Here is a 20,248-nt window from a genome sequence, read left to right as displayed (position 1 = left end):
TATTTCGTTTATTTTTGGGACTTCAAAGGCATAATTTTTATTAAAATAAACGATGCTTTTTTGTAAAACAGAATTAAATAAATCCCCAAAATGACGACTAAGCTGTCTAAAATTTCACTTCCGTTAAAACTGACTTTCTTGATTTTTTCAATGGTCTTAAACTGTATGGGCATTGTAATTCTACAACTTTCAGAAGCAAAAATCACGTATGATAAATTGGGTTTTTTAGAGTCATTTAAAGATATTCCGGTTGCCCTTATTTCACTTTTCGCTGTTAACTTTATCAGTAAGTTCGGAACAAAAAAATCTTTGATTTTAGCTTTGAGTATTGTGGGAATCTGCTCCATCATCTTACCTTTTGTAGAAGTATTCTGGTTTTATAAACTTTGGTTTGCCATTATTGGGACCTGTTTTGCCATTGGTAAAATATGTGTGTTTGGGGTAATCCGTAATAATATTTCGGATGAAAAATCCCTTGCAAAAACAATGAACAGTGTGGAAGCTTCCTTTATGATCGGGATTTTTGTAGTGAATACAGGGTTTGGATGGATTATTTCAAGTCAGTTTTCTCAATTTTGGAAATTTGGCTTCTTCTTAATCTCAGCATTATGTGCAGTGACAATTTTTTTATTTTCACGGCTTGAAATTGCTGAACCTGTAAAAAAAGAAAAAGAAAACCTGATTAAAGAACTTTCAGAATTTATTAATCCGCTGATTGTTATATTTTTATTCGTACTTTTTTCAATCGTTTTTGTTGAACAAAGTTTTAATTCATGGTTACCCTCTTTCTATAAAAACCATTTAAAAGTCAATTCCTTTTTCGCTCTTCAGGCCTCCTCTTTCCTGGCTCTTTTCTCTTATGTAGGAAGAATGATTACCTCTAAAATTATCCACAGGTTCTCTTTATCAAAATATTATGTTCTGTGTCTTATACTGATTGTTTTTGTGTTATCCATTATTATTGGAATACAGTTCTTAGGCACAGAAAACTCAAGAATCTTGTTGTTTTTATTTCCTGTAATCGGTCTATTCTTATCACCGCTTTATCCGGTTATCAATTCAAAAATGATTCCCCAGATTGATAAAGAAAAAGTAAATCTTTTTACTTCGTTAATCGTTATTTTTTCTTCTTTAGGCAGTTCTGTCAGTTCGATTATGATGTCAATTTTATTTGGAAACCAGTTACTCAACTACTATTCAGTCTATATTTTATTTGCTGTACTAGTCTTGTTTTCAATAAGTTTACTGTATTTTAAGACAAGTAGAAAAACATTAGAAAAATAATTTTATTTTTACATCCATGAAAATCAAAGACACAAAAAACAAACAAAACCTTCAGGAACTCATTGATACAAAAGACTTTGTAGCTCATATATCTGTAGATTGCACCATATTTGGTTTTCATAATAATATCCTGAAAGTATTGCTTTTAAAGTACCATGATCTTAATTTGTGGTCTCTTCCCGGCGGATTTGTATTTAATGATGAAGATCTCAGAGAAGCGGCAGCCCGTGTTTTGTTTGAAAGAACACATCTGAAGGATATTTTTCTAAAACAGTTCCATACCTTCGGAAGAATTGATCGTACTGAAAATAATGTACACCAGATTTTGCTTCAAAATAAGGGGATTGAGATTCCGAAAGACCATTGGATTTTCCAACGATTTATTACAGTAGGCTATTGTAGTTTGATCGATTTTTCCCTTGCCAATACATTTCCGGATGCTTTTAATGAAACTTGTGAATGGTTTGAGGTAAATGATCTTCCTCAAATGGCATTCGATCATGACAGAATTATAGAAACTGGGCTCGAATACCTGAGAATGAATATCAACACTGAAGTTGCAGCAAGTAATTTACTACCTGAAAAGTTTACTATGAAAGATCTGCAGTCTCTATATGAAACCATCTTAGGAGAAAAGTTCAGAAGAAATAATTTTCAGCGTAAAATATTGAGTCTTAATATTCTTGACAGGATGGAAAAACTCTATGACGGCTCTGCGAACAAAGCGCCATATCTGTATAAATTTAAAACTAAGGTTCATAATTCTCCCAACCAATACCCTATCTCAAATGATAAGGATGATGAGGTCTGATTTTGTCTTTCAAAAAGTTTAAAAAATCAATTATCAAAAGGCATTTAAAAAAAATTTTTCTGGAATAGCGAAAAGTACTATTTTTAGAAAAATTAAATTACAATGTCATATTATCCCCTTACATCCATTCCAGATTACTACGGAATAGATGCCTTACTTACCGAAGAACACAAACTTATACGCCAATCGATCAGAGAATGGGTAGAAAGTTTTGTAATGCCACAGATAGATCACGCTGCTCAAAATCATACAGATATTCCCGGCTTAATGAGAGAATTGGGAAAAGCGGGAGCATTGGGTCCTTATATTCCGGTTGAGTATGGAGGTTCTGGTCTTGATCAGATTTCTTACGGATTAATTATGCAAGAATTGGAAAGAGGAGATTCTGCCGTTCGTTCTGCGGCTTCTGTACAGAGTTCTTTAGTAATGTTCCCGATTAATGAATTTGGTTCTGAAGAACAAAAAAGAAAATACTTACCAAAATTAGCATCCGGAGAAATGATTGGATCTTTTGGATTAACAGAGCCTAATCATGGTTCGGATCCGAGTTCTATGGAGACTTATTTTAAAGATATGGGAGATCATTATCTTTTAAATGGTGCCAAAATGTGGATTACCAACTCTCCGCTTTGCGATATTGCCGTAATCTGGGCTAAAAATGAAGAAGGAAAAATTCAGGGATTAATTGTTGAAAGAGGAATGGAAGGTTTCACCACTCCGGAAACTCATAATAAATGGAGCTTAAGAGCTTCAAAAACGGGCGAATTGGTTTTCAATGACGTAAAAGTACCGAAAGAAAATTTACTTCCTGGAGTTACAGGATTAAAAGGACCTTTATCTTGTTTAAATTCAGCAAGATATGGAATTTCTTGGGGTGTAATTGGAGCGGCTATCGACTGCTATTGTACTGCTGTTCAGTATTCTAAAGAAAGAAAACAGTTTGGAAAACCAATCGGTTCTTACCAGTTGCAACAGAAAAAATTAGCAGAATTCTTAACTGAAATTACTAAAGCTCAGTTACTTTGCCTGCAATTAGGAAATCTTAAAAATGCCCACAAAGCAACTCCTGCTCAGATTTCAATGGCAAAAAGAAACAATGTGAAAATGGCTATTGATATCGCAAGAGAATCTCGTCAAATCCTTGGTGGAATGGGAATCATGGGAGAATTCCCAATGATGAGACACGCTGCAAACCTAGAATCTGTAATTACTTATGAAGGAACTCATGATGTTCATTTACTGATTACGGGTCTTGATATTACAGGAATCAATGCATTTTAAAAGCTAAAAGTCTAAAATATACAAAGAGCATGATCATTCGTTAGTCATGCTCTTTTTGTTTAAACGCAAAGAATAATTAGTATTATTTTTATTTTCAGAAAGCAAAGGCAATAAATTGCTTCGCGAAGCTATATCGGAAGCTTCATCCAATCAACTTGTTGATTCATTCTTTGCTCCTTTAAATATAATCAGTGAAAAATTTACCTTTGCGTTAAAATAACTCACTAATATTCAAAATCAATTTGAATACGTTTTAATCTCCTCAATAAAGTTAATTTCCGGATTCAGAACTTCTTCAATTAAACTTTTAATAGATTTCATGGCATCATCAATATTTCCCTTCTCAAATTGCAGAGAAACCACCCCTTTTCTAGCTTCTGCAAAACTCCAGATTCCCGTTTCTATCGGAAGTCCCCAAAACTCAGGAAGATTCTGTACCACATATTGATAAATGCACAGCTGTAAAGCTTGTTTTCGATCGCTGTTATGAAAATATTCTTCAACATTGTCCTGATCAATTTTGACGATCAGGTTTTTGATTTTTGCGGTTTTATAATCAATAATTCTTAAGGTTCCATTTAATCGGTCGATTCGGTCAATAAATCCAAATAATGATATTTTTTGAGATTCATCCAGATAGAAATCTACATTTTCAAATCGTTTTTCAATATCTAAAATTTCCAGTTTATTACCTTTCTTTACCAGATCAAGATCATAATTCAGAATACTTTCAATCACTTTTTTAGCAATAGCTTTATGAATGAAGTTCATTCCTTTTTCATAGAATTCAGGTTGATGTTTCAGCTTATCGATCGCAATATTAATATATTTATCTATCCCTTTAATTGAATCTTTTAAATCATTTTCTTTTAATACCTTACCTTTTAAAACCTCATATACTTCTTGAAGGGTATAATGTACCAGATTTCCGTAATTTTTAACGGATAATTCTTCTTCAATTTCATCGTTTTCGGAAGTATTTAAAATCTTGGAAAGATAAAAATCAACAGGATTGTACAGGTAACTTGTAAGGTGTGAAGCCGAAACTTTTTCTTTCCATTTTTCGAGTTTCTCTAAGACTACAGGTGTTTTTATAAACTCAACAGGTTCGGTTATAATGGGCTCGGATGAATTTTCAATAATTAAATGTTCAATGCTATGAGTACTCTCCATTTCGATCTGAGTAATAAACCTGCTTTTTTCTCCTGAATTCACTCCCGAACTCAGTGCATTAAACAACAAATGCACATTCTGGGAATCCTGAATCAAACGATAAAAATGATAGGCATAAATACTGTCATTCTCTAAAAACGTATGAAGATCAAAAAACTTTCGGATATCAAACGGAATATAGGTATTCTGAGAGTTTCCGAGTGGCAACTTCCCTTCATTTACCGAAAGCAGGATGACATTCTCAAAATTCAGCAAACGGGTTTCCAAAAGCCCCATAATTTGTAGTCCTCTTAAGGGTTCTCCCTGAAAATCTATACTCTCAGAATTGATATGCTGATTGATTAAAACTTCCAATGTTTCCATCGTAATTTCAAAATCATACGGACTCAGCTGGTTTTTTATAATTCTAAAGGAATTCTCGAAGTGAGATACGTTTTCATATTGTATATCATCTATTTCCAACCATTTTACTTTCTTGCAAAAATCAATTAAAGAATCTAAATAAACAGTCGTAGAATCTGCTTTCTGCAGCAAGTTATAATAAGAAAGTTCTCCTAAAAGTTCCTGCAATAGTTTTCTTGATATGTAAACGATATTCCTCTCCTCTACTTTAGCTTTAAATTGATTGATCACCAATTCATCTTCAGTAGATTTCGGAAGTTCTTCAAGAATAGGAAAAACATCGCGATAATAGTAAGAAGATTTGTTCTTTTCAAGCTGTTTCTGAAGGTAAAAAAGCTGTTTGACTGCATTAGAAAACGAAAGATTTTTCAATGGAAACCCCATTGTAATATTCAGATTTGGAACTCCGTACATCACATCTAAACTTGCCGGAAGCAAATTCTCATCCAGAAGTACAACCGCTGTATTGGAATAAGTCTTATTTTCTATTTCCTTAAAAATTTCAGGCAAAACCTTCGTTTGGGTAATGTTTCCTGAAACTTCATATACTTTTATGTTTTTGGGCTGGTTAAAATCATCTTCAATCCAGTTAAAAGCTCTGTGATCGTTGAATTCTTTCCAGGTTTTATGATTTCGTAAAAACTTCCCCGCTTCCTGTCTTTCATCATCAAAATAATAATGATCCGCCTGAAAGAAACATTGCCCTTTATCCCACTGTAAAAGACTTCTTACCAGCTTTTCTTCAACCGGAGTAAAGGCATTAAAACCACAAAAAACAAACTTTTCCTTCGTATTTTTAGCAAAATGATCAATTTCAGCTTTTGCCGTTTCGTGAATCATTCCAGAAGTAGCCCAGTTTTTCTCCTGCAATTTCTGCTTGAGAACCGGAAGAAAAACATTCATATTCTTCCAAAAATTTAAGAACTTTTTTCTGGGAACATCATCATCTTCTCCCAAATCCTGTGCCCAGTCTTTAATTCGTTCTTCATCGAACATATATTGCAACACAGTCTGATCGCTTTCAGAAAACTTTAAAATGTCATCCCAGTCTTTCTGCAACGTAGGAAACCATTTTAAAAAATCTGAAAAACTGTCTCTTGGAATCAGATTAAGACTTTTGTATACATCATAAGCAAAAAGCCACAACGAAATCCCCTGAATAGGCTGCTTATCTGCAATTTGATTAATAAGTTCTTCTACCGTAAAAAAATTGGGTAAAAACCCTGAATAGTTATTTTCCTCTAAAATACTTCTGATAAAAACGATGGGACGTTTTCCCGGCAATACAATATTAAACTCGGAAAGATCAGAACTTTGAGCTAATAATTCGTTAATAATTTTGTTGAGGAACTTCAAGAGGTTTTAAAGTTTTTTAAATTTTCCAGTTCGGAAGATATTAATTCGTTGTATTCTGCTTGTTTTTCTCTATTTATACCATGATCAGTGGCTTTATCGTAGGTAATCTGAAAGTTCTTATAATCGTTTGAAATCTTGTTATAAATCCCTTTAAAATATTTATCGTAATCAGAAGATGTTTTAATTTTTTCTTTAACTTCTTTTCTTAATTTTCTGGCAAATATTTCAGCAATGTCAAAGTGTTTTTGTTCATGTAAAAGCACATAATCATTGATTCTTTTCGTGTCTTTCCAGGATTTATCTTCGTTAAATATTGTTTCAATATTAAATTCAATCGATGCTTTGGGATTACTGGATTTTATCACAGAATATTCCCATCCGCAATGGGTATAAGCCACTACATCAGAGTTAGTTCTTCCGTTAATCGGGCTTTGAAAATTTTCCCATTTAAGTTTAAGATCTTCTCTCCAACTTATTTTCTGACCAAATGCCTGAATGGAGAGTAAAGAACAAAATACAACAATGAATTTCAACATTTTATTTACTCTACTACAATTGTTTTGGTAATCCAAGTATTTCCTCCGTTCCAGAATTTTAAAGTATAAGTTCCAGTTTGTTGCGGGCTGAAATTAATCTGGCTTGCAATAGTTTTTTTGGATGGTTCACAAGCTCCGTCTGTGGTAAATTTATACGCCGTTACCGTTCTGGTTACATTATCATCATGAATATAATCATAGCCATAAAACCCTTCACAATTAGATTGATAGGCAGAATACGTTTTAATGCTTTGAATCGTAAAAACATCCATGGTATCATTAATGATTTTTACACTATCAATTTTTATTTTGTCTACTGATTCTATGGTTTGATAGTCGTCGTCATCGTTACATGATGTCAAAATTAATCCTAATACTACCATAGAAACACCAATGTTTATAAACTTTTTCATAGCAATTATATTAATTTTGATTTGGAAATATAAATTTACGAATTAAAATTGCCTTTTGACAGGTAAACTACTTTTTTTGTATCGAAGAACTCTCCTTCAAAATAGTTTTTAAGATTAAAAATCTCACATTTAAGCCCTGCAAGTTCTTCCGCAAGATCACCCCCTTTTAAATAAAGAACACCATTATGTTTTGCATTGAACTGCTCTTTTTCAAACTTTCCTTTCAGCCATCTTAAAAATTCCGGCATTTGAGTAACGGCTCTGCTTACTACAAAGTGAAACTTTTCTTTCAGCTTTTCTGCTCTTCCATGAATGGCGGTTACATTCTTCAGTCCGACTCCTTCTGCAACAGCATTTACAACGCTGATTTTTTTCCCGATAGAATCTATTAAGGTAAATTCTGATTCAGGAAATAATATTGCCAAAGGAATTCCCGGAAAACCACCTCCCGTTCCTATATCCAACACTTTTGTACCCGGAGCAAATTCCATAATTTTAGCAACTCCTAAAGAATGCAGAATGTGTTTTTCATACAAAGACTCCATATCTTTTCTGGAAATCACATTTATTTTTTCATTCCACTCAGTATAAAGCCCTTCCAGTTTGGAAAATTGTTCAATCTGCGTTTCAGTAAGATCAGGGAAATATTTTAATAGTAACGATGTAGACATATAAATTATTATAATCTGCAAAAATAAGTTTTTATTGGCTTTGTTCAAATATTTAAATCTCACCTGACTCCATTTCATAAAAAAAGACCATCAACTGACAGCCTTTTCATTTATTTTTATTCTCTTTCGATCGGATTATTGGTTTTCCTAAGTATTCTGGCAATTTCAGCATCCATATTACCGTTTTTTTTCAATTTTTCAATATCAAATTTCCCTACATATCCATCTTTAAACTGAAGATTTATTACTCCTACATTTTTTTCGACACTCATACTTTCTATATCATCAGCCAAATTGGGAGTATAGGTCATTATGGCTTTCCTATAGTCCTTCCAGCTCATTTCCTTATTATTTTTGGGTAAAAACGCAAAAACGGTCTTGATTTTTTTGATTTGAATTAAATTAAAAGCATGATTGCCTTCACTGTCTTTAAGACTTACAATCAGCCCCGGAAGACCTATGAATTTATACGGTCCGTCATTAATCGGATATTCTTTACTGAACCAGGCTTCCCAAACTCTTCCTTTGTAATTGGTTGTTGCTTTTTGACAGCTTATATTATTAATTTTTAAAAACTCCTTTTCAATATTCCATTTCTGAGGTTCCTTTTCATTCACTAATAAATTGGCCGTTTTATATTTATCATAAAATTTTACACTTTTTTGAGCATATTCTTTTCCAACAATATACCCAAGATTCTGGTCGTATTTCTTACCGTTGTAAAGCACAGCATTGTCTTTAGTACTATTATAAGCAGAATCTCTTTCATACTTTGCAGCGTTGTAAAAATAAGATTTCTTTCCATCTGAATCTAGATTCATATAGTCCGTAACAAGAGAATCGATTTTATGATCCGGCTTCATTTTGTATTCATACACAAAACGATAGCTCTGCGCCGAGCAAAAAGAAGTCAGTAATAAAAATAAAATTTTATACATTTTCGAATGTTTTTTATCAATTAATATTCATAATATCTCCAAATCTAGTGATTAAAATTCAAAAAAAATTAATCCTTACTTATTTCTGTTTCCTGAGAGAATTTTATTATTTATATTTGTTAAAATTCAAAAACATTCATGAACAAACTTTCAGATAGAGTAAACAAATTAGGTTACTCACAGACTTTCGTAATGTCTAATAAGGCTAGAGAAATGAAAGCTAACGGCATCAACGTTATCAGTTTAACATTAGGAGAACCGGATTTCGATGTTCCGGACAATATAAAGCAGGCAGCATTTGATGCCATCAATGAAAACTATAGCCACTACTCTCCTGTTCCTGGATTTTTGGAACTTCGTGAAGCGATTGCCCACAAACTTAAAAGAGACAACAATTTAGAATACAAACCTACCCAAATTTGTGTTTCCAATGGTGCTAAACAGGCTATTTTAAATGTTTTGGCAGCCATTCTTAATGATGGTGACGAAGTAATTCTACCTAATCCTTATTGGGTAAGTTATGATGAAATGGTAAAAATGATGGGTGGAACATCCGTAATGCTTCCTACGTCTTATGTTACAGATTTTAAAATTACCGCTGAACAACTAGAAGAAGCTATTACAGATAAAACTAAGGCTATATTATTCAGTTCGCCTTGTAATCCTTCTGGTGGATATTATACCTATGATGAGCTGAAATCTTTAGCAAAAGTGATCGCTAAACACCCTCACGTAACAGTAATTTCTGACGAGATCTACGAATATATCAATTACGAAACAAAAACAACATCGATTGCTCAGTTTCCTGAAGTCTATGAACAGACAGCCGTAATCAACGGAATGTCTAAAGCTTTCGCGATGACTGGCTGGAGAATCGGTTATTCCGCATGTCCGGAATGGTTAGCAAAAGCTTGTGAAAAAATTCAGGGACAAATGACTAGCGGTGCCAATACAATGGCTCAAAGAGCTTCTATTACCGCTTTAAAAACAGATCCTTCTGAATACCGATATATGATTGATGCTTTCAAAAAAAGAAGGGATCTTGTCTATGATCTAATGAAAGAAATTCCAGGATTTAAAGTTGTATTGCCAAAAGCTGCTTTCTATTTCTTCCCGGATATCTCTCATTATATCGGAAAAACATTAAACGGAACTCAAATTAATAATTCTGATGATTTCGCTATGTTTATCTTAGAAAATGCCCACGTTGGCTGCGTTGGTGGTGTTTCCTTCGGAAGCCCGGAATGCATCAGATTTTCATATGCCGCTTCAGAGGAAGATTTAAGAGAAGCCATGAAAAGAATTAAAAACTTATTAGACCAATTCAATTAAACAAAATTTTAAAAATGAACTTTTTCAAAAAAATCAGTATTGTAACCAGTATAGCTGCAGCAAGTTTTGTGGGTTATGCTTACGGACAGGATTTCCAGTGGAAAGAAGCCCAATCAAACGGATACAAGTATAAATATGTAACCAATGATCCTACTTCCGCAAGATATTACACTTTAAAAAACGGACTTACCGTTATTCTAAGTCCTACCAACAAAGATCCTAGAATACAAACCTACATTGCAACCAAAGCAGGAAGTAAAACAGATCCTGCAGATCATACAGGTTTAGCGCATTACCTTGAACACATGCTTTTCAAGGGAACGGATAAGTTTGGTTCTAAGGACTGGGCAAAAGAAAAGCCGATCCTGGATCAGATTGATGCGTTGTATGAAAAATACAATACAACAAAAGACGAAACTAAAAGAAAAGAGATCTATAAAGAAATAGACAGAGTTTCCGGAGAAGCTGCAAAATTCGCCATTGCCAATGAATATGATAAAATGATGGCAGGAATGGGAGCTGACGGAACTAATGCATTTACTTCTTTTGAGCAAACCGTTTATACGGAAGATATTCCTGCAAATGTTGTAGATAAATTTCTTGCTCTACAGTCAGAAAGATTCAGACAACCTGTTTTAAGGCTTTTCCACACGGAACTGGAAGCTGTGTATGAAGAAAAAAACAGATCTTTGGATGATGACGGAGATAAAGTATATGATATGATGTTTGCGAGCCTTTTCCCTAATAACAATTATGGAAAGCAAACGACGATAGGAACTATCGAACATCTTAAAAACCCTTCTTTAAAGGCTATTCGTCAGTATTTTGACACTTATTATGTTCCTAATAATATGGGAATCATCATGTCCGGAGATTTCAATCCTGATGAAGTGATTGCTAAAATTGACAAGGCTTTTTCTTATATGAAGTCTAAAGCGATTCCGGAATATAAAATCGGTCAGGAAAAGCCTATTACGGCTCCTATTGTAAAGGAAGTAGTTGGACCTAATCCTGAAAATGTAATGTTAGGATTCAGATTTCCGGGAGCGACCACTAAAGATGCAAGACTGCTTAATTTAGTTGGAAATATGCTTACTAACGGACAAGCTGGTTTAATCGATTTGGATCTGGTAAAAAAACAAAAACTTTTGGCAGCTTATGCTTCTCCTTATGTATTGAAAGATTATTCTGTGCTTTTATTGCAGGGAAGACCTACCAAAGGACAATCTCTGGATGAAGTTAAAAATCTATTGCTTCAGGAAATTGACAAATTGAGAAAAGGTGAATTTTCGGATGATCTTATCGAATCTATTGTGAATAATGAAAAGAAAAACATTATTCAGAAAGATGAAAAGTATTCTTCCAGAGCAAGTATTTTAATGGATGAATTTACTTCTGATATCGACCATAAAGTTTCTCTTGAATACTTGGAAGAAATTTCTAAGCTGACTAAGAAAGACATTATGGATTTCGCTACAAAATATTTGCAGGCCAATAATTATGTAGCGATCTACAAAAGAAAAGGAGAAGACAAAAGCATTGTAAAAGTTGACAAACCTACTATAACACCGGTTTCTGTAAACAGAGAAGATCAATCTCCTTTCTTAAAGAAAATCGACGAAATGCCTGAAAACGCAATTTCTCCGGTTTGGTTGAATTTTGATAAAGATATTACCAAAAATAAATTAGGAAGCATTGATGTATTGTCTGTAAAAAATACAGATAATGCTTTATTCCGTCTTTATTACCACTTCGATTCCGGAAAATGGAACAATAAAATCCTTCCGTTAGCTGCAGAATATCTACAGTATTTAGGAACAAAAAATAAATCTTCTGAAGCCATCAGTAAAGAGTTTTACAGATTAGCTTCCAGTTTTAATGTAAGTGCTGGGAACGAGGAAACATATGTTACCTTAGAAGGTCTTAATGAAAATTTTGATAAAACAGCTTCCCTTTTTGAAGAGCTAATCAAAAACTGTCAAGCTGATCAAACTGCATTGGATGCTTATAAAGCAAGAGTAAAAAAAGCAAGGACTGACGCAAAACAAAGCAAAGGAGCAATTATGTCTGGTTTGAGAAGTTATGCACAATATGGTTCTCAAAACCCGTTCAACAATGTATTAAGTGATGCAGAATTGGATGCTTTAAAAGCAGAAGACCTTATTAAAGTTCTTCATGATTTATTCAATTATAAACACAAAGTACTGTATTACGGTCCAAAATCAGGTAATGAAGTAACAGCATCTTTAAAACCTATTCATATCCTTCCGAAAGATCTTAAAGAACTAACAAAAGCAAAAACCTTTGTACAGGTTCCTACGGATAAAAACAAAGTTTTGTTTGCTCATTATGATATGGTACAGTCTGAAATTTTTTGGGTAAGAAATGCAGATCAATACAATTCTTCTACAACACCAACCGTTAACTTATTCAATAATTATTTCGGTGGCGGAATGGGATCTATTGTTTTCCAAACTATCAGAGAATCTAAAGCTTTAGCATATTCTACTTATTCTTATTTTGCACTTCCTAGCAAAAAAGAAGACAAAGACATGGTTTTAGCGTATGTAGGAACTCAGGCTGATAAATTCAATGAATCTACAACAGCAATGAATGAGCTTCTAACCACTCTTCCTAAATCTGAACAGCTATTCGAGACAGCAAAAAGCGGATTAAGAAAATCTATCGCTTCCGAAAGAATTACTCAGGATGGAATCATTTTCTCTTATTTAAAAGCTCAAAGACTGGGAAACAATCTTGACGTTAGAAAAAATGTGTACGATCAGGCTCCGAAGCTTTCATTTACTGACATCAATACCTTCCATGATAAGGAAATGAAAGATAAAAACTATACTTATTGTATTGTAGCCTCTCAAGATAAAGTAAACGAAGCCGATATGAAGAAACTCGGTGAAGTAAAAAAATTAAGTTTAACTGAAATATTTGGTTACTAAAAATAAATAAAAAGCTCTGAAATCAGAGCTTTTTTCTTTGTAAGCAGTTAAAAACAATTATAGATTTTATTTATCGAAATCAATTTGTTTGATAGATAAAATATTTATATATTTGCAGCAGAAAATTTAAATATAAAAACGAGAAAATTATGTCTTTAGTAGGAAAAAAATTCCCGAATGTAACAGTAGATGCAATGTCTGAAATGGGTGATGATCTTAAAATCAACATCTTCCAGGAAGCTACAGAAAACCAACAAAAAGTTCTTTTGTTCTGGTATCCGAAAGATTTCACTTTCGTTTGCCCGACTGAGCTTCACGCTTTCCAGGAGGCTTTAGGTGAGTTCGAAAAAAGAAACACAAAAGTAATTGGTGCTTCTTGCGACACAAACGAAGTACACTTCGCTTGGTTGAACGTTTCTAAAGACAATGGTGGTATCGAAGGGGTAACTTATCCACTTTTAGCTGATACACACAGACAATTGGCAAACATTTTAGGAATTGTAGATCAGGATTTCGAATACAATGAAGAAGGTGAAGAAGTTTTCACTGGTTCTAACGTAACTTACAGAGCAACTTACCTTATCGACGAAACTGGAAAAATCTTCCACGAGTCTGTAAACGATATGCCTTTAGGAAGAAACGTAAAAGAATATTTAAGACTAATTGACGCTTACACTCACGTTCAGAAGCACGGTGAAGTTTGCCCTGCAAACTGGGAGGAAGGAAAAGAAGCTATGAAAGCTGACAGAACTTCTACTGCTGAGTATTTAGCAAAAAATTAATATCTTAATTTTAATATAACAATGTAACAATCTAGCAGTATAACAATTTTAAAAAGTCTTTTTTTGAATTGTTAGATTGGTAAATTTTCAGATTGTTACATTGTTTATTTTTTCTAAAAAACAAATTTATGTATACAGAATTAACAGAAGATACGCTACAGAATATCGTAAGCGACAATGAAAAAGTTGTGGTACAATACGGAGCTACATGGTGCGGAAACTGCAGAATTATGAAGCCTAAATTCAAAAAATTAGCTTCTGAAAACGACAGCATTCCTTTCCTTTATGTAGACGCTGAAAAATTACCGGAAAGTAGAAAATTAGCTAAAGTTGACAACTTACCTACTTTCGCGATCTTTAAAAACGGTGAATTGATCAATCAGGTTCAGTCTAATCAGGCAGAAAGTTTAATTAACTTATTTAACGAATTGTAATCATGAATTCGCTGTATGCGAATCCATGTGACAAATAAAAAAATAAAAATCACACATGAAATTACCTGTAATCAGACAATTTTATCAGAATCAGACTCCTGAAAACCTAGAAAAAACGTTAGAAGTGTTAGAAAGCTTTTGCGAGTTCAGAGGAACAAGTGAAGAAGATTTAAATGTTGCTGGAGAATTAATTACCAACATCTGCGGAGCTCTAGAAGTTCATGCCAACGTACAAAACGGAATGAGTGAAAAAGATGCTTTAAATTCATTCGCTCAAAAGGTTTTAGGATCTATCGACAAATAACACCATATCTATTTAAGAATCCAATTCTTACAATAAAAAATCCCGATGAAAAGACATCAGGATTTTTTGGGTTTATAAAATTTCTTCAATTTCAATTAGCTTCTTCTGCTCATTAAAATTTATTTCTTAAACGGTTTCACTCCAAGAATCTTCCCGCCTTCTTCAAATACTACTGTCACCAATTCATTAGGAACTGAAGACTTATCATCAGCATATTTATACTGAATCATTGGATATGAGCTCCCGTCGATCATAGGTTTGTAGCCTGATTTAAAAATTTTCAAGGTTCTGTCAAAATGGATATCTTCAGAAAGCTTTTTATACACTTTATCGTTTACAATCTCTTTAGCTTTGGCAGACAACAACTCATCCGATACTTTTCGATCAGAAGATTTCAAAGCAGCCAAAAACTTTAAAAAATTATTATTATAAGATGTAATTTGATTTTTACTTAATTCTATCAGCTTTTCTTTTTGCTCGGTATTTTCAACCTTTATACTTTTCACCTTTTGTGAAAATCCAAGTTGAATACAAAGAACAGCAAATACAAGAACTATTTTTTTCATATAACTTTATTGATTAAAGTGATGAAGATACAAAGAATTAAATAACTTCTAAAAATTTCATCGTATCCACATTATCAGCATAAGTATTTAACCCCGGATTCTGAGCCTCTCCCAACTGGATAGAATCTAGTCCTAATTCATCTTTTGCTACAACACACTGAATACTTTCTTCATTTTCTGCAATAAAGCTTTTCACATCCTCTAAAGAAGAATATCTGCTGAAATTAATCACAGAAAGCGGGCTGAACAATTTATCGTCTTCTTTCAACATCACGAAATTATTATCCCAGAATTTATCCTGATTCAACAGATAAACAGCTCTGTTATAATCATAATTATTCGCATATTTATTATGATTAATGATATCCTGGAAATCTAGAAAGTTCTCAAATAATCGGTCAATTAAAAAATCCTGCGGAATCAATAATCGGGTAACATTTCTGCATCCCAATCCGAAATACTGAAAGATATCTTTTGCTAATAATTGCAACTCTTCGTTTGTTTCATCACCTTTCAAAACAGCGATTGAGGTTCTGTTTTTTCTGATGATATTTAAACGGTCTTTAAAATAATATTCAAGGTATCTTGCTGTATTATTGCTTCCTGTAGCAATTACAGCATCAAAATTCTCCAGTTTTTCAACAAACTCGAATTGAATGTTTCCTTCTGAAAATTCATTCCATTTTTTCAATAAAAACGGAATCATATATCTGTCTTTTGATGATAATTTAATGACAGGAATATGATTGCTCAACACTACAGAAATAACATCGTGAAGCCCTACCAAAGGGATATTTCCTGCTAAAATCAATCCTACTCTTTTTGAGGTTGTAGAAGGAGAATATGCTTTCAGCCAATTCTTTATATTATCTTCTGTCAATAAATCCGCCCATTGTTGCAAAGCAAATTTGTGATTTTCATTAGTGAACCACGGGTTTTCTATTTCAGACTTTTTCAATAATAACTCAAAATCCAAATCGTTATCATTATAATCCTCTGTTTTCTTTGATAAAAACGCTTTCAGATATCCACTAAGCCTTATAAGTCCTAAAACTTGATTTTCAATATTCATAATTACTGCTAAATTGGGGAATATTTTGTAATTTTGTGCAAATTTAAAAAAAATTAGCGATGGCTATTAAAATAACTGATGAATGCATTAATTGCGGAGCCTGCGAACCAGAATGTCCAAACAATGCAATTTATGAAGGAGCAGTAGATTGGAAAGCTTCCGAAGGTACTGAACTGAAAGGTACCGTAACATTACCATCAGGTCTTACAGTAGATGCAGATGCACCACAAGAACCTGTAAGTGATGATGTTTATTTCATTGTAACAGATAAGTGTACAGAATGTAAAGGTTTCCATGAAGAACCACAGTGTGCAGCGGTTTGCCCAGTAGATTGCTGTGTTCCGGATGAGGATCATGTAGAATCTGAAGAAGCATTGCTTAATAAAAAAGCATTCTTACACGGTGAATAAGATACACCGTCTCATACATCATGAGACGGTTTTTTTTACCAAATATTTCAAGCATCTCAATCAAAACGAAAAGTACAACTGTAAATACGAAAGGTTTACAAAACCAAAAAAATAAAAATATGAGCAAAAAGCACAACTTTAGCGCGGGACCATGTATCTTACCTCAGGAAGTCTTTGAAAAATCGGCACAGGCGATTTTAGATTTCAACGGAATCGGATTATCACTTCTTGAAATTTCGCACAGAAGCAAAGATTTCGTTGCCGTAATGGACGAAGCTCGTGCGATCGTAAAAAGATTGATGAATTTGGGTGATGATTACGAAGTTTTATATTTAGGAGGTGGTGCTAGTCTGCAATTTGCAATGGTTCCGTATAACTTGATGAAAGTTGGTGGAAAAGCAGCTTATCTTGACACAGGAACTTGGGCTGCAGGAGCTATAAAAGAAGCAAAGAAAGTAGGCACAGTAGACGTTGTTGGTTCTTCAAAAGAAGAAAACTACTCTTTTATTCCTAAAAACTATACGGTAGGTTCAGAATATGATTATTTCCACTGTACATCAAACAATACGATCTACGGAACTCAGATGAAATCTTTCCCTGAAGTAGACACTTTAATGGTTTGCGATATGAGTTCTGATATTTTTTCAAGACAATTGGATTTCTCTAAATTCGATTTGATCTACGCCGGAGCTCAGAAAAACATGGGACCTGCAGGAGTAACTTTAGTAGTGGTGAAAAAAGAAATCTTAGGTAAGACAGGAAGAGACAATATGTTCTCAATTCTGGATTATTCTCAGCATATTGCTAAAGAATCTATGTACAATACGCCGCCGGTGTTCCCTATTTATGCATCTTTGCTTACCTTACAATATTTGGAAAACAATGGAGGAATTGCAGCAGCTGAAGCAAGAAATGAAGCAAAAGCAAAACTTTTATACGACGAAATAGACAACAATCCTTTATTTGAAACGTTCTGTGTAAAAGAAGACCGCTCATTAATGAATGTATCTTTCAAAATTACAGACGAAAGCAAAAAAGAAGAGTTTGATAATGCATGGAAATCTGCAGGAATCAGCGGATTAAACGGACACAGAAGTTTGGGTGGTTACAGAGCAAGTTTATACAATGCTTTACCTATTGAAAGTGTACAGGTTTTAGTAGATGTAATGAGATCTATAAAATAATTAAAGAACTAAAATTCAGATATTTAAACAACAATTGAGTATTATTTTAAATTTTCTTAATTTGCGCAACTATTTAAATTTTTAATAATTCACCAATTGAATATTTAAATTAAAATAAAAACCATGAAAGTTTTAGCTAACGACGGAATTTCGAAAGCAGGAGAACAGGCATTGAAAAATGCAGGAATTGAAGTATTAGATAACAGGGTTGCACAAGACCATGTAATCAACTTCATCAACGAGAATAATGTAGATGTGCTTTTGGTAAGAAGTGCGACGAAAGTAAGGCAAGATCTTATTGATGCATGCCCCAATCTGAAAATCATCGGAAGAGGCGGCATCGGAATGGATAATATTGACGTTGAATACGCTATTGAAAAAGGAAAATACATTATCAATACACCGACCGCATCCTCAAAATCGGTTGCAGAATTGGTTTTCGGACATTTCTTTTCTCTGGCAAGGTTTCTTCACGAATCCAACAGGTTGATGCCTTTGGAAGGAGATACTCACTTCAATGCCATGAAAAAATCATTCAGTAATGCCTATGAGCTTTCAGGGAAAACATTAGGAGTTATTGGTTTTGGAAGTATTGGTCAGGAAGTGGTGAAAATAGGAATTTCTTTAGGAATGAAAGTTAAAGTTTTAACAAGAAAACCTAAAACGGAAGTTCTTAGTTTGGAGTTTTTCGACGGACAAAACGTGAAGTTCGAAATCACTTCTGATAATGATCTGAATACATTTTTAAAAGAATCAGATTTTATCAGTATTAATACTCCTAAAACGAACGAATATATTATAGACACGCCTCAATTTGAAAAAATGAAAGATGGTGTTTATATTGTAAATACTGCAAGAGGCGGAGTACTGAATGAAGTGGCATTAATTGACTTTATCGAGTCTGGAAAAGTGGCGGGAGCAGCTTTGGATGTTTTTGAAAACGAGCCCAATCCTGAATTACCATTACTCATGAATCCTGCTCTATCGCTTTCTCCTCACGTAGGTGGAAATACAGTTGATGCTCAGGAAAAAATAGGACTTGAGCTTGCAGAACAAATTATTAAGTTAAAAAACGAACTATAAAAGAAAATATGCCTGTTTTTAAACCTTTTCGTGGAATAAGACCTCATAAAGATTATGAATCAACTTTTCCTACACATCCTCTAGACAATTTTACTCAATCTGAAATTGCAGAAAAAGCACAGGTTGAAAATACTTATATCCATATGATAAAACCATATGTTGTAAGTAAATCTAAAGATGTTGACCGAAATCTAAGGAAAATCCGAACTACTTTCGAAGAGCTTCTGAATGAGAAAATACTGGTACAGGATAGTTCTGCCTATTATCTTTATGTGCAAATACACCCTAACAAACAGGTATTCAGAGGACTTTTAGGTTTAAGCAGTATTGAAGATTTCTGGAACGGAAAAATTAAGAGGCACGAAAGTACCATTCCACAAAAAAAGGAAAAACTGGCGCATTATCTTGAAAAAGTAAATATTCAGGCAGAACCGGTATTGTTGACCTATCCTTCTAATTCAAAAATAGAATTATTGATGAATCATGAGGAGAAAAATGTTCCTATTTTCAATCATGTAGACAGTATAGGAATACGTCATAAAATCTGGAGAATCGACAACCGTTTAAAATTACAGCAGTTCAAGGAAGTTATTGATCAGATTGATTCATTTTATATTGCAGACGGACACCACAGAATCGGATCTACCGCATTGAACGCAAAACGTCTGAAAGATAAAAACAAAAAGCACAACGGAACTGAAACTTATAATTTTGTTTATAGTTTTATCGTTTCCAATCAGTCCATAAAAATTCATGATTACAATAGAATTATCACTGATTTAAATGGATTGACCAGCGAAGAGTTTTTAGCAAAAATCGAAAAGTATTTTTTAATTCATGAAAAAGGAGAAACTCCGTACTACCCTTCTCAAAAGTTTCATATTTCGATGTATCTTGACGGGAAGTTTTATTCTCTTCACGTAAAGCATGATCTTCGTTCTCAGGAAATGTCTTTAGAAAATCTTGATCATCACCTTTTGGATAAGTATATTATTAAAGATATTCTTAACATCGAAAACTCTGACAGTTCCGATAAAATCAATTATATCAAAGGAACTTCCAATCTTGAAGGAATTAAATTACTGAAAGAAAATATTGACCAGGGAGAAGGTAAAGTTGGATTCGGGATCTATCCTGTAAGCTTCAACGATATGATCAAAATTTCTGATCTTAAATTGAGTATGCCACCAAAGTGTACTTTTATTGAACCAAAACTGATCACTGCATTATTAATGTATGATATGAAGCCTTAATTCATAATT

The 20,248-nt window shown here is 33.4% G+C and carries 19 protein-coding genes; 12 read left to right on the top strand and 7 right to left on the bottom strand.

The window, feature by feature from the left end:
- The first annotated feature begins 90 nt into the window (after positions 1–90).
- The 3 genes from LV842_RS00625 (at position 91) to LV842_RS00615 (ending at position 3,376) form a co-directional block, all read left to right on the top strand.
- A complete protein-coding gene (locus tag LV842_RS00625; RefSeq protein ID WP_233109525.1) occupies positions 91–1,284 on the top strand; it encodes an MFS transporter in 1,194 nt (397 codons plus the stop codon).
- Positions 1,285–1,300: 16 nt separating this feature from the next.
- On the top strand, positions 1,301–2,095 hold the full coding sequence (locus LV842_RS00620; protein ID WP_233109524.1) for an NUDIX hydrolase: 795 nt from the start codon (positions 1,301–1,303) through the stop codon (positions 2,093–2,095).
- 102 nt (positions 2,096–2,197) lie between these two features.
- Positions 2,198–3,376, top strand: a complete 1,179-nt coding sequence (locus LV842_RS00615; RefSeq protein WP_233109523.1) for an acyl-CoA dehydrogenase family protein — start codon at positions 2,198–2,200, stop codon at positions 3,374–3,376.
- A 237-nt stretch (positions 3,377–3,613) separates the two neighbouring features.
- Here LV842_RS00615 and LV842_RS00610 read toward each other — a convergent pair whose 3' ends face one another.
- The 5 genes from LV842_RS00610 to LV842_RS00590 all read right to left on the bottom strand — a co-directional run bounded on the left by LV842_RS00610 (position 3,614) and on the right by LV842_RS00590 (position 8,865).
- The gene (locus LV842_RS00610; protein ID WP_233109522.1) at positions 3,614–6,307 is read right to left on the bottom strand and encodes a PD-(D/E)XK nuclease family protein; all 2,694 of its coding nucleotides are present in this window, start codon (positions 6,305–6,307) and stop codon (positions 3,614–3,616) included.
- Positions 6,304–6,843, bottom strand: coding sequence for a DUF922 domain-containing protein (locus tag LV842_RS00605; RefSeq protein WP_233109521.1), 540 nt, complete (start codon positions 6,841–6,843; stop codon positions 6,304–6,306). The genes LV842_RS00610 and LV842_RS00605 overlap by 4 nt, the downstream gene beginning before the upstream one ends.
- A 5-nt stretch (positions 6,844–6,848) precedes the next feature.
- Positions 6,849–7,256 carry a hypothetical protein gene (locus LV842_RS00600; RefSeq protein WP_233109520.1) on the bottom strand — a complete coding sequence of 136 codons (408 nt, stop codon included), beginning with the start codon at positions 7,254–7,256 and terminating at the stop codon, positions 6,849–6,851.
- 35 nt (positions 7,257–7,291) lie between these two features.
- The gene (gene rsmG / locus LV842_RS00595; RefSeq protein WP_233109519.1) at positions 7,292–7,927 is read right to left on the bottom strand and encodes a 16S rRNA (guanine(527)-N(7))-methyltransferase RsmG; all 636 of its coding nucleotides are present in this window, start codon (positions 7,925–7,927) and stop codon (positions 7,292–7,294) included.
- 116 nt (positions 7,928–8,043) lie between these two features.
- The gene (locus LV842_RS00590; RefSeq protein ID WP_233109518.1) at positions 8,044–8,865 is read right to left on the bottom strand and encodes a GLPGLI family protein; all 822 of its coding nucleotides are present in this window, start codon (positions 8,863–8,865) and stop codon (positions 8,044–8,046) included.
- 138 nt (positions 8,866–9,003) lie between these two features.
- Here LV842_RS00590 and LV842_RS00585 point away from each other — a divergent pair, with 138 nt between their 5' ends.
- From LV842_RS00585 to LV842_RS00565, 5 genes are all read left to right on the top strand, one after another.
- Positions 9,004–10,197, top strand: a complete 1,194-nt coding sequence (locus LV842_RS00585) for a pyridoxal phosphate-dependent aminotransferase (RefSeq protein ID WP_233109517.1) — start codon at positions 9,004–9,006, stop codon at positions 10,195–10,197.
- A 14-nt stretch (positions 10,198–10,211) separates the two neighbouring features.
- Positions 10,212–13,151 (top strand): M16 family metallopeptidase, encoded by a 2,940-nt coding sequence (locus tag LV842_RS00580; protein WP_233109516.1) that lies wholly within the window; start codon positions 10,212–10,214, stop codon positions 13,149–13,151.
- A 149-nt stretch (positions 13,152–13,300) separates the two neighbouring features.
- Entirely contained in the window at positions 13,301–13,933 is a 633-nt protein-coding gene (locus tag LV842_RS00575) for a peroxiredoxin (RefSeq protein WP_233109515.1), read from the top strand.
- 128 nt (positions 13,934–14,061) lie between these two features.
- A complete protein-coding gene (locus LV842_RS00570) occupies positions 14,062–14,367 on the top strand; it encodes a thioredoxin family protein (protein WP_233109514.1) in 306 nt (101 codons plus the stop codon).
- Positions 14,368–14,422: 55 nt separating this feature from the next.
- A complete protein-coding gene (locus LV842_RS00565) occupies positions 14,423–14,671 on the top strand; it encodes a DUF6952 family protein (protein ID WP_002980002.1) in 249 nt (82 codons plus the stop codon).
- Between the two features lie 119 nt (positions 14,672–14,790).
- Here LV842_RS00565 and LV842_RS00560 read toward each other — a convergent pair whose 3' ends face one another.
- The gene (locus LV842_RS00560) at positions 14,791–15,237 is read right to left on the bottom strand and encodes a peptidylprolyl isomerase (protein ID WP_233109513.1); all 447 of its coding nucleotides are present in this window, start codon (positions 15,235–15,237) and stop codon (positions 14,791–14,793) included.
- A gap of 37 nt (positions 15,238–15,274) precedes the next feature.
- Positions 15,275–16,309 carry an acyl-CoA reductase gene (locus tag LV842_RS00555; protein WP_233109512.1) on the bottom strand — a complete coding sequence of 345 codons (1,035 nt, stop codon included), beginning with the start codon at positions 16,307–16,309 and terminating at the stop codon, positions 15,275–15,277.
- Between the two features lie 59 nt (positions 16,310–16,368).
- Here LV842_RS00555 and LV842_RS00550 point away from each other — a divergent pair, with 59 nt between their 5' ends.
- The 4 genes from LV842_RS00550 (at position 16,369) to LV842_RS00535 (ending at position 20,239) form a co-directional block, all read left to right on the top strand.
- Positions 16,369–16,719: a 4Fe-4S binding protein gene (locus tag LV842_RS00550; RefSeq protein WP_034682968.1), complete on the top strand. Its 351-nt coding sequence runs from the start codon at positions 16,369–16,371 to the stop codon at positions 16,717–16,719.
- Between the two features lie 119 nt (positions 16,720–16,838).
- On the top strand, positions 16,839–17,903 hold the full coding sequence (serC, locus tag LV842_RS00545; RefSeq protein ID WP_233109511.1) for a 3-phosphoserine/phosphohydroxythreonine transaminase: 1,065 nt from the start codon (positions 16,839–16,841) through the stop codon (positions 17,901–17,903).
- Positions 17,904–18,026: 123 nt separating this feature from the next.
- The gene (locus tag LV842_RS00540) at positions 18,027–18,986 is read left to right on the top strand and encodes a D-2-hydroxyacid dehydrogenase (RefSeq protein ID WP_233109510.1); all 960 of its coding nucleotides are present in this window, start codon (positions 18,027–18,029) and stop codon (positions 18,984–18,986) included.
- Between the two features lie 8 nt (positions 18,987–18,994).
- Positions 18,995–20,239, top strand: coding sequence for a DUF1015 domain-containing protein (locus tag LV842_RS00535; protein ID WP_233109509.1), 1,245 nt, complete (start codon positions 18,995–18,997; stop codon positions 20,237–20,239).
- Positions 20,240–20,248 lie beyond the last annotated feature (9 nt).

Origin of the sequence: Chryseobacterium gwangjuense (genome assembly GCF_021311115.1) — a bacterium.
GTDB classification, from domain to species: Bacteria; Bacteroidota; Bacteroidia; order Flavobacteriales; family Weeksellaceae; genus Chryseobacterium; species Chryseobacterium gwangjuense.
The sequence above is the reverse complement of the archived record's forward strand: the minus strand, read 5'-3'. Positions and strand labels throughout refer to the sequence as shown.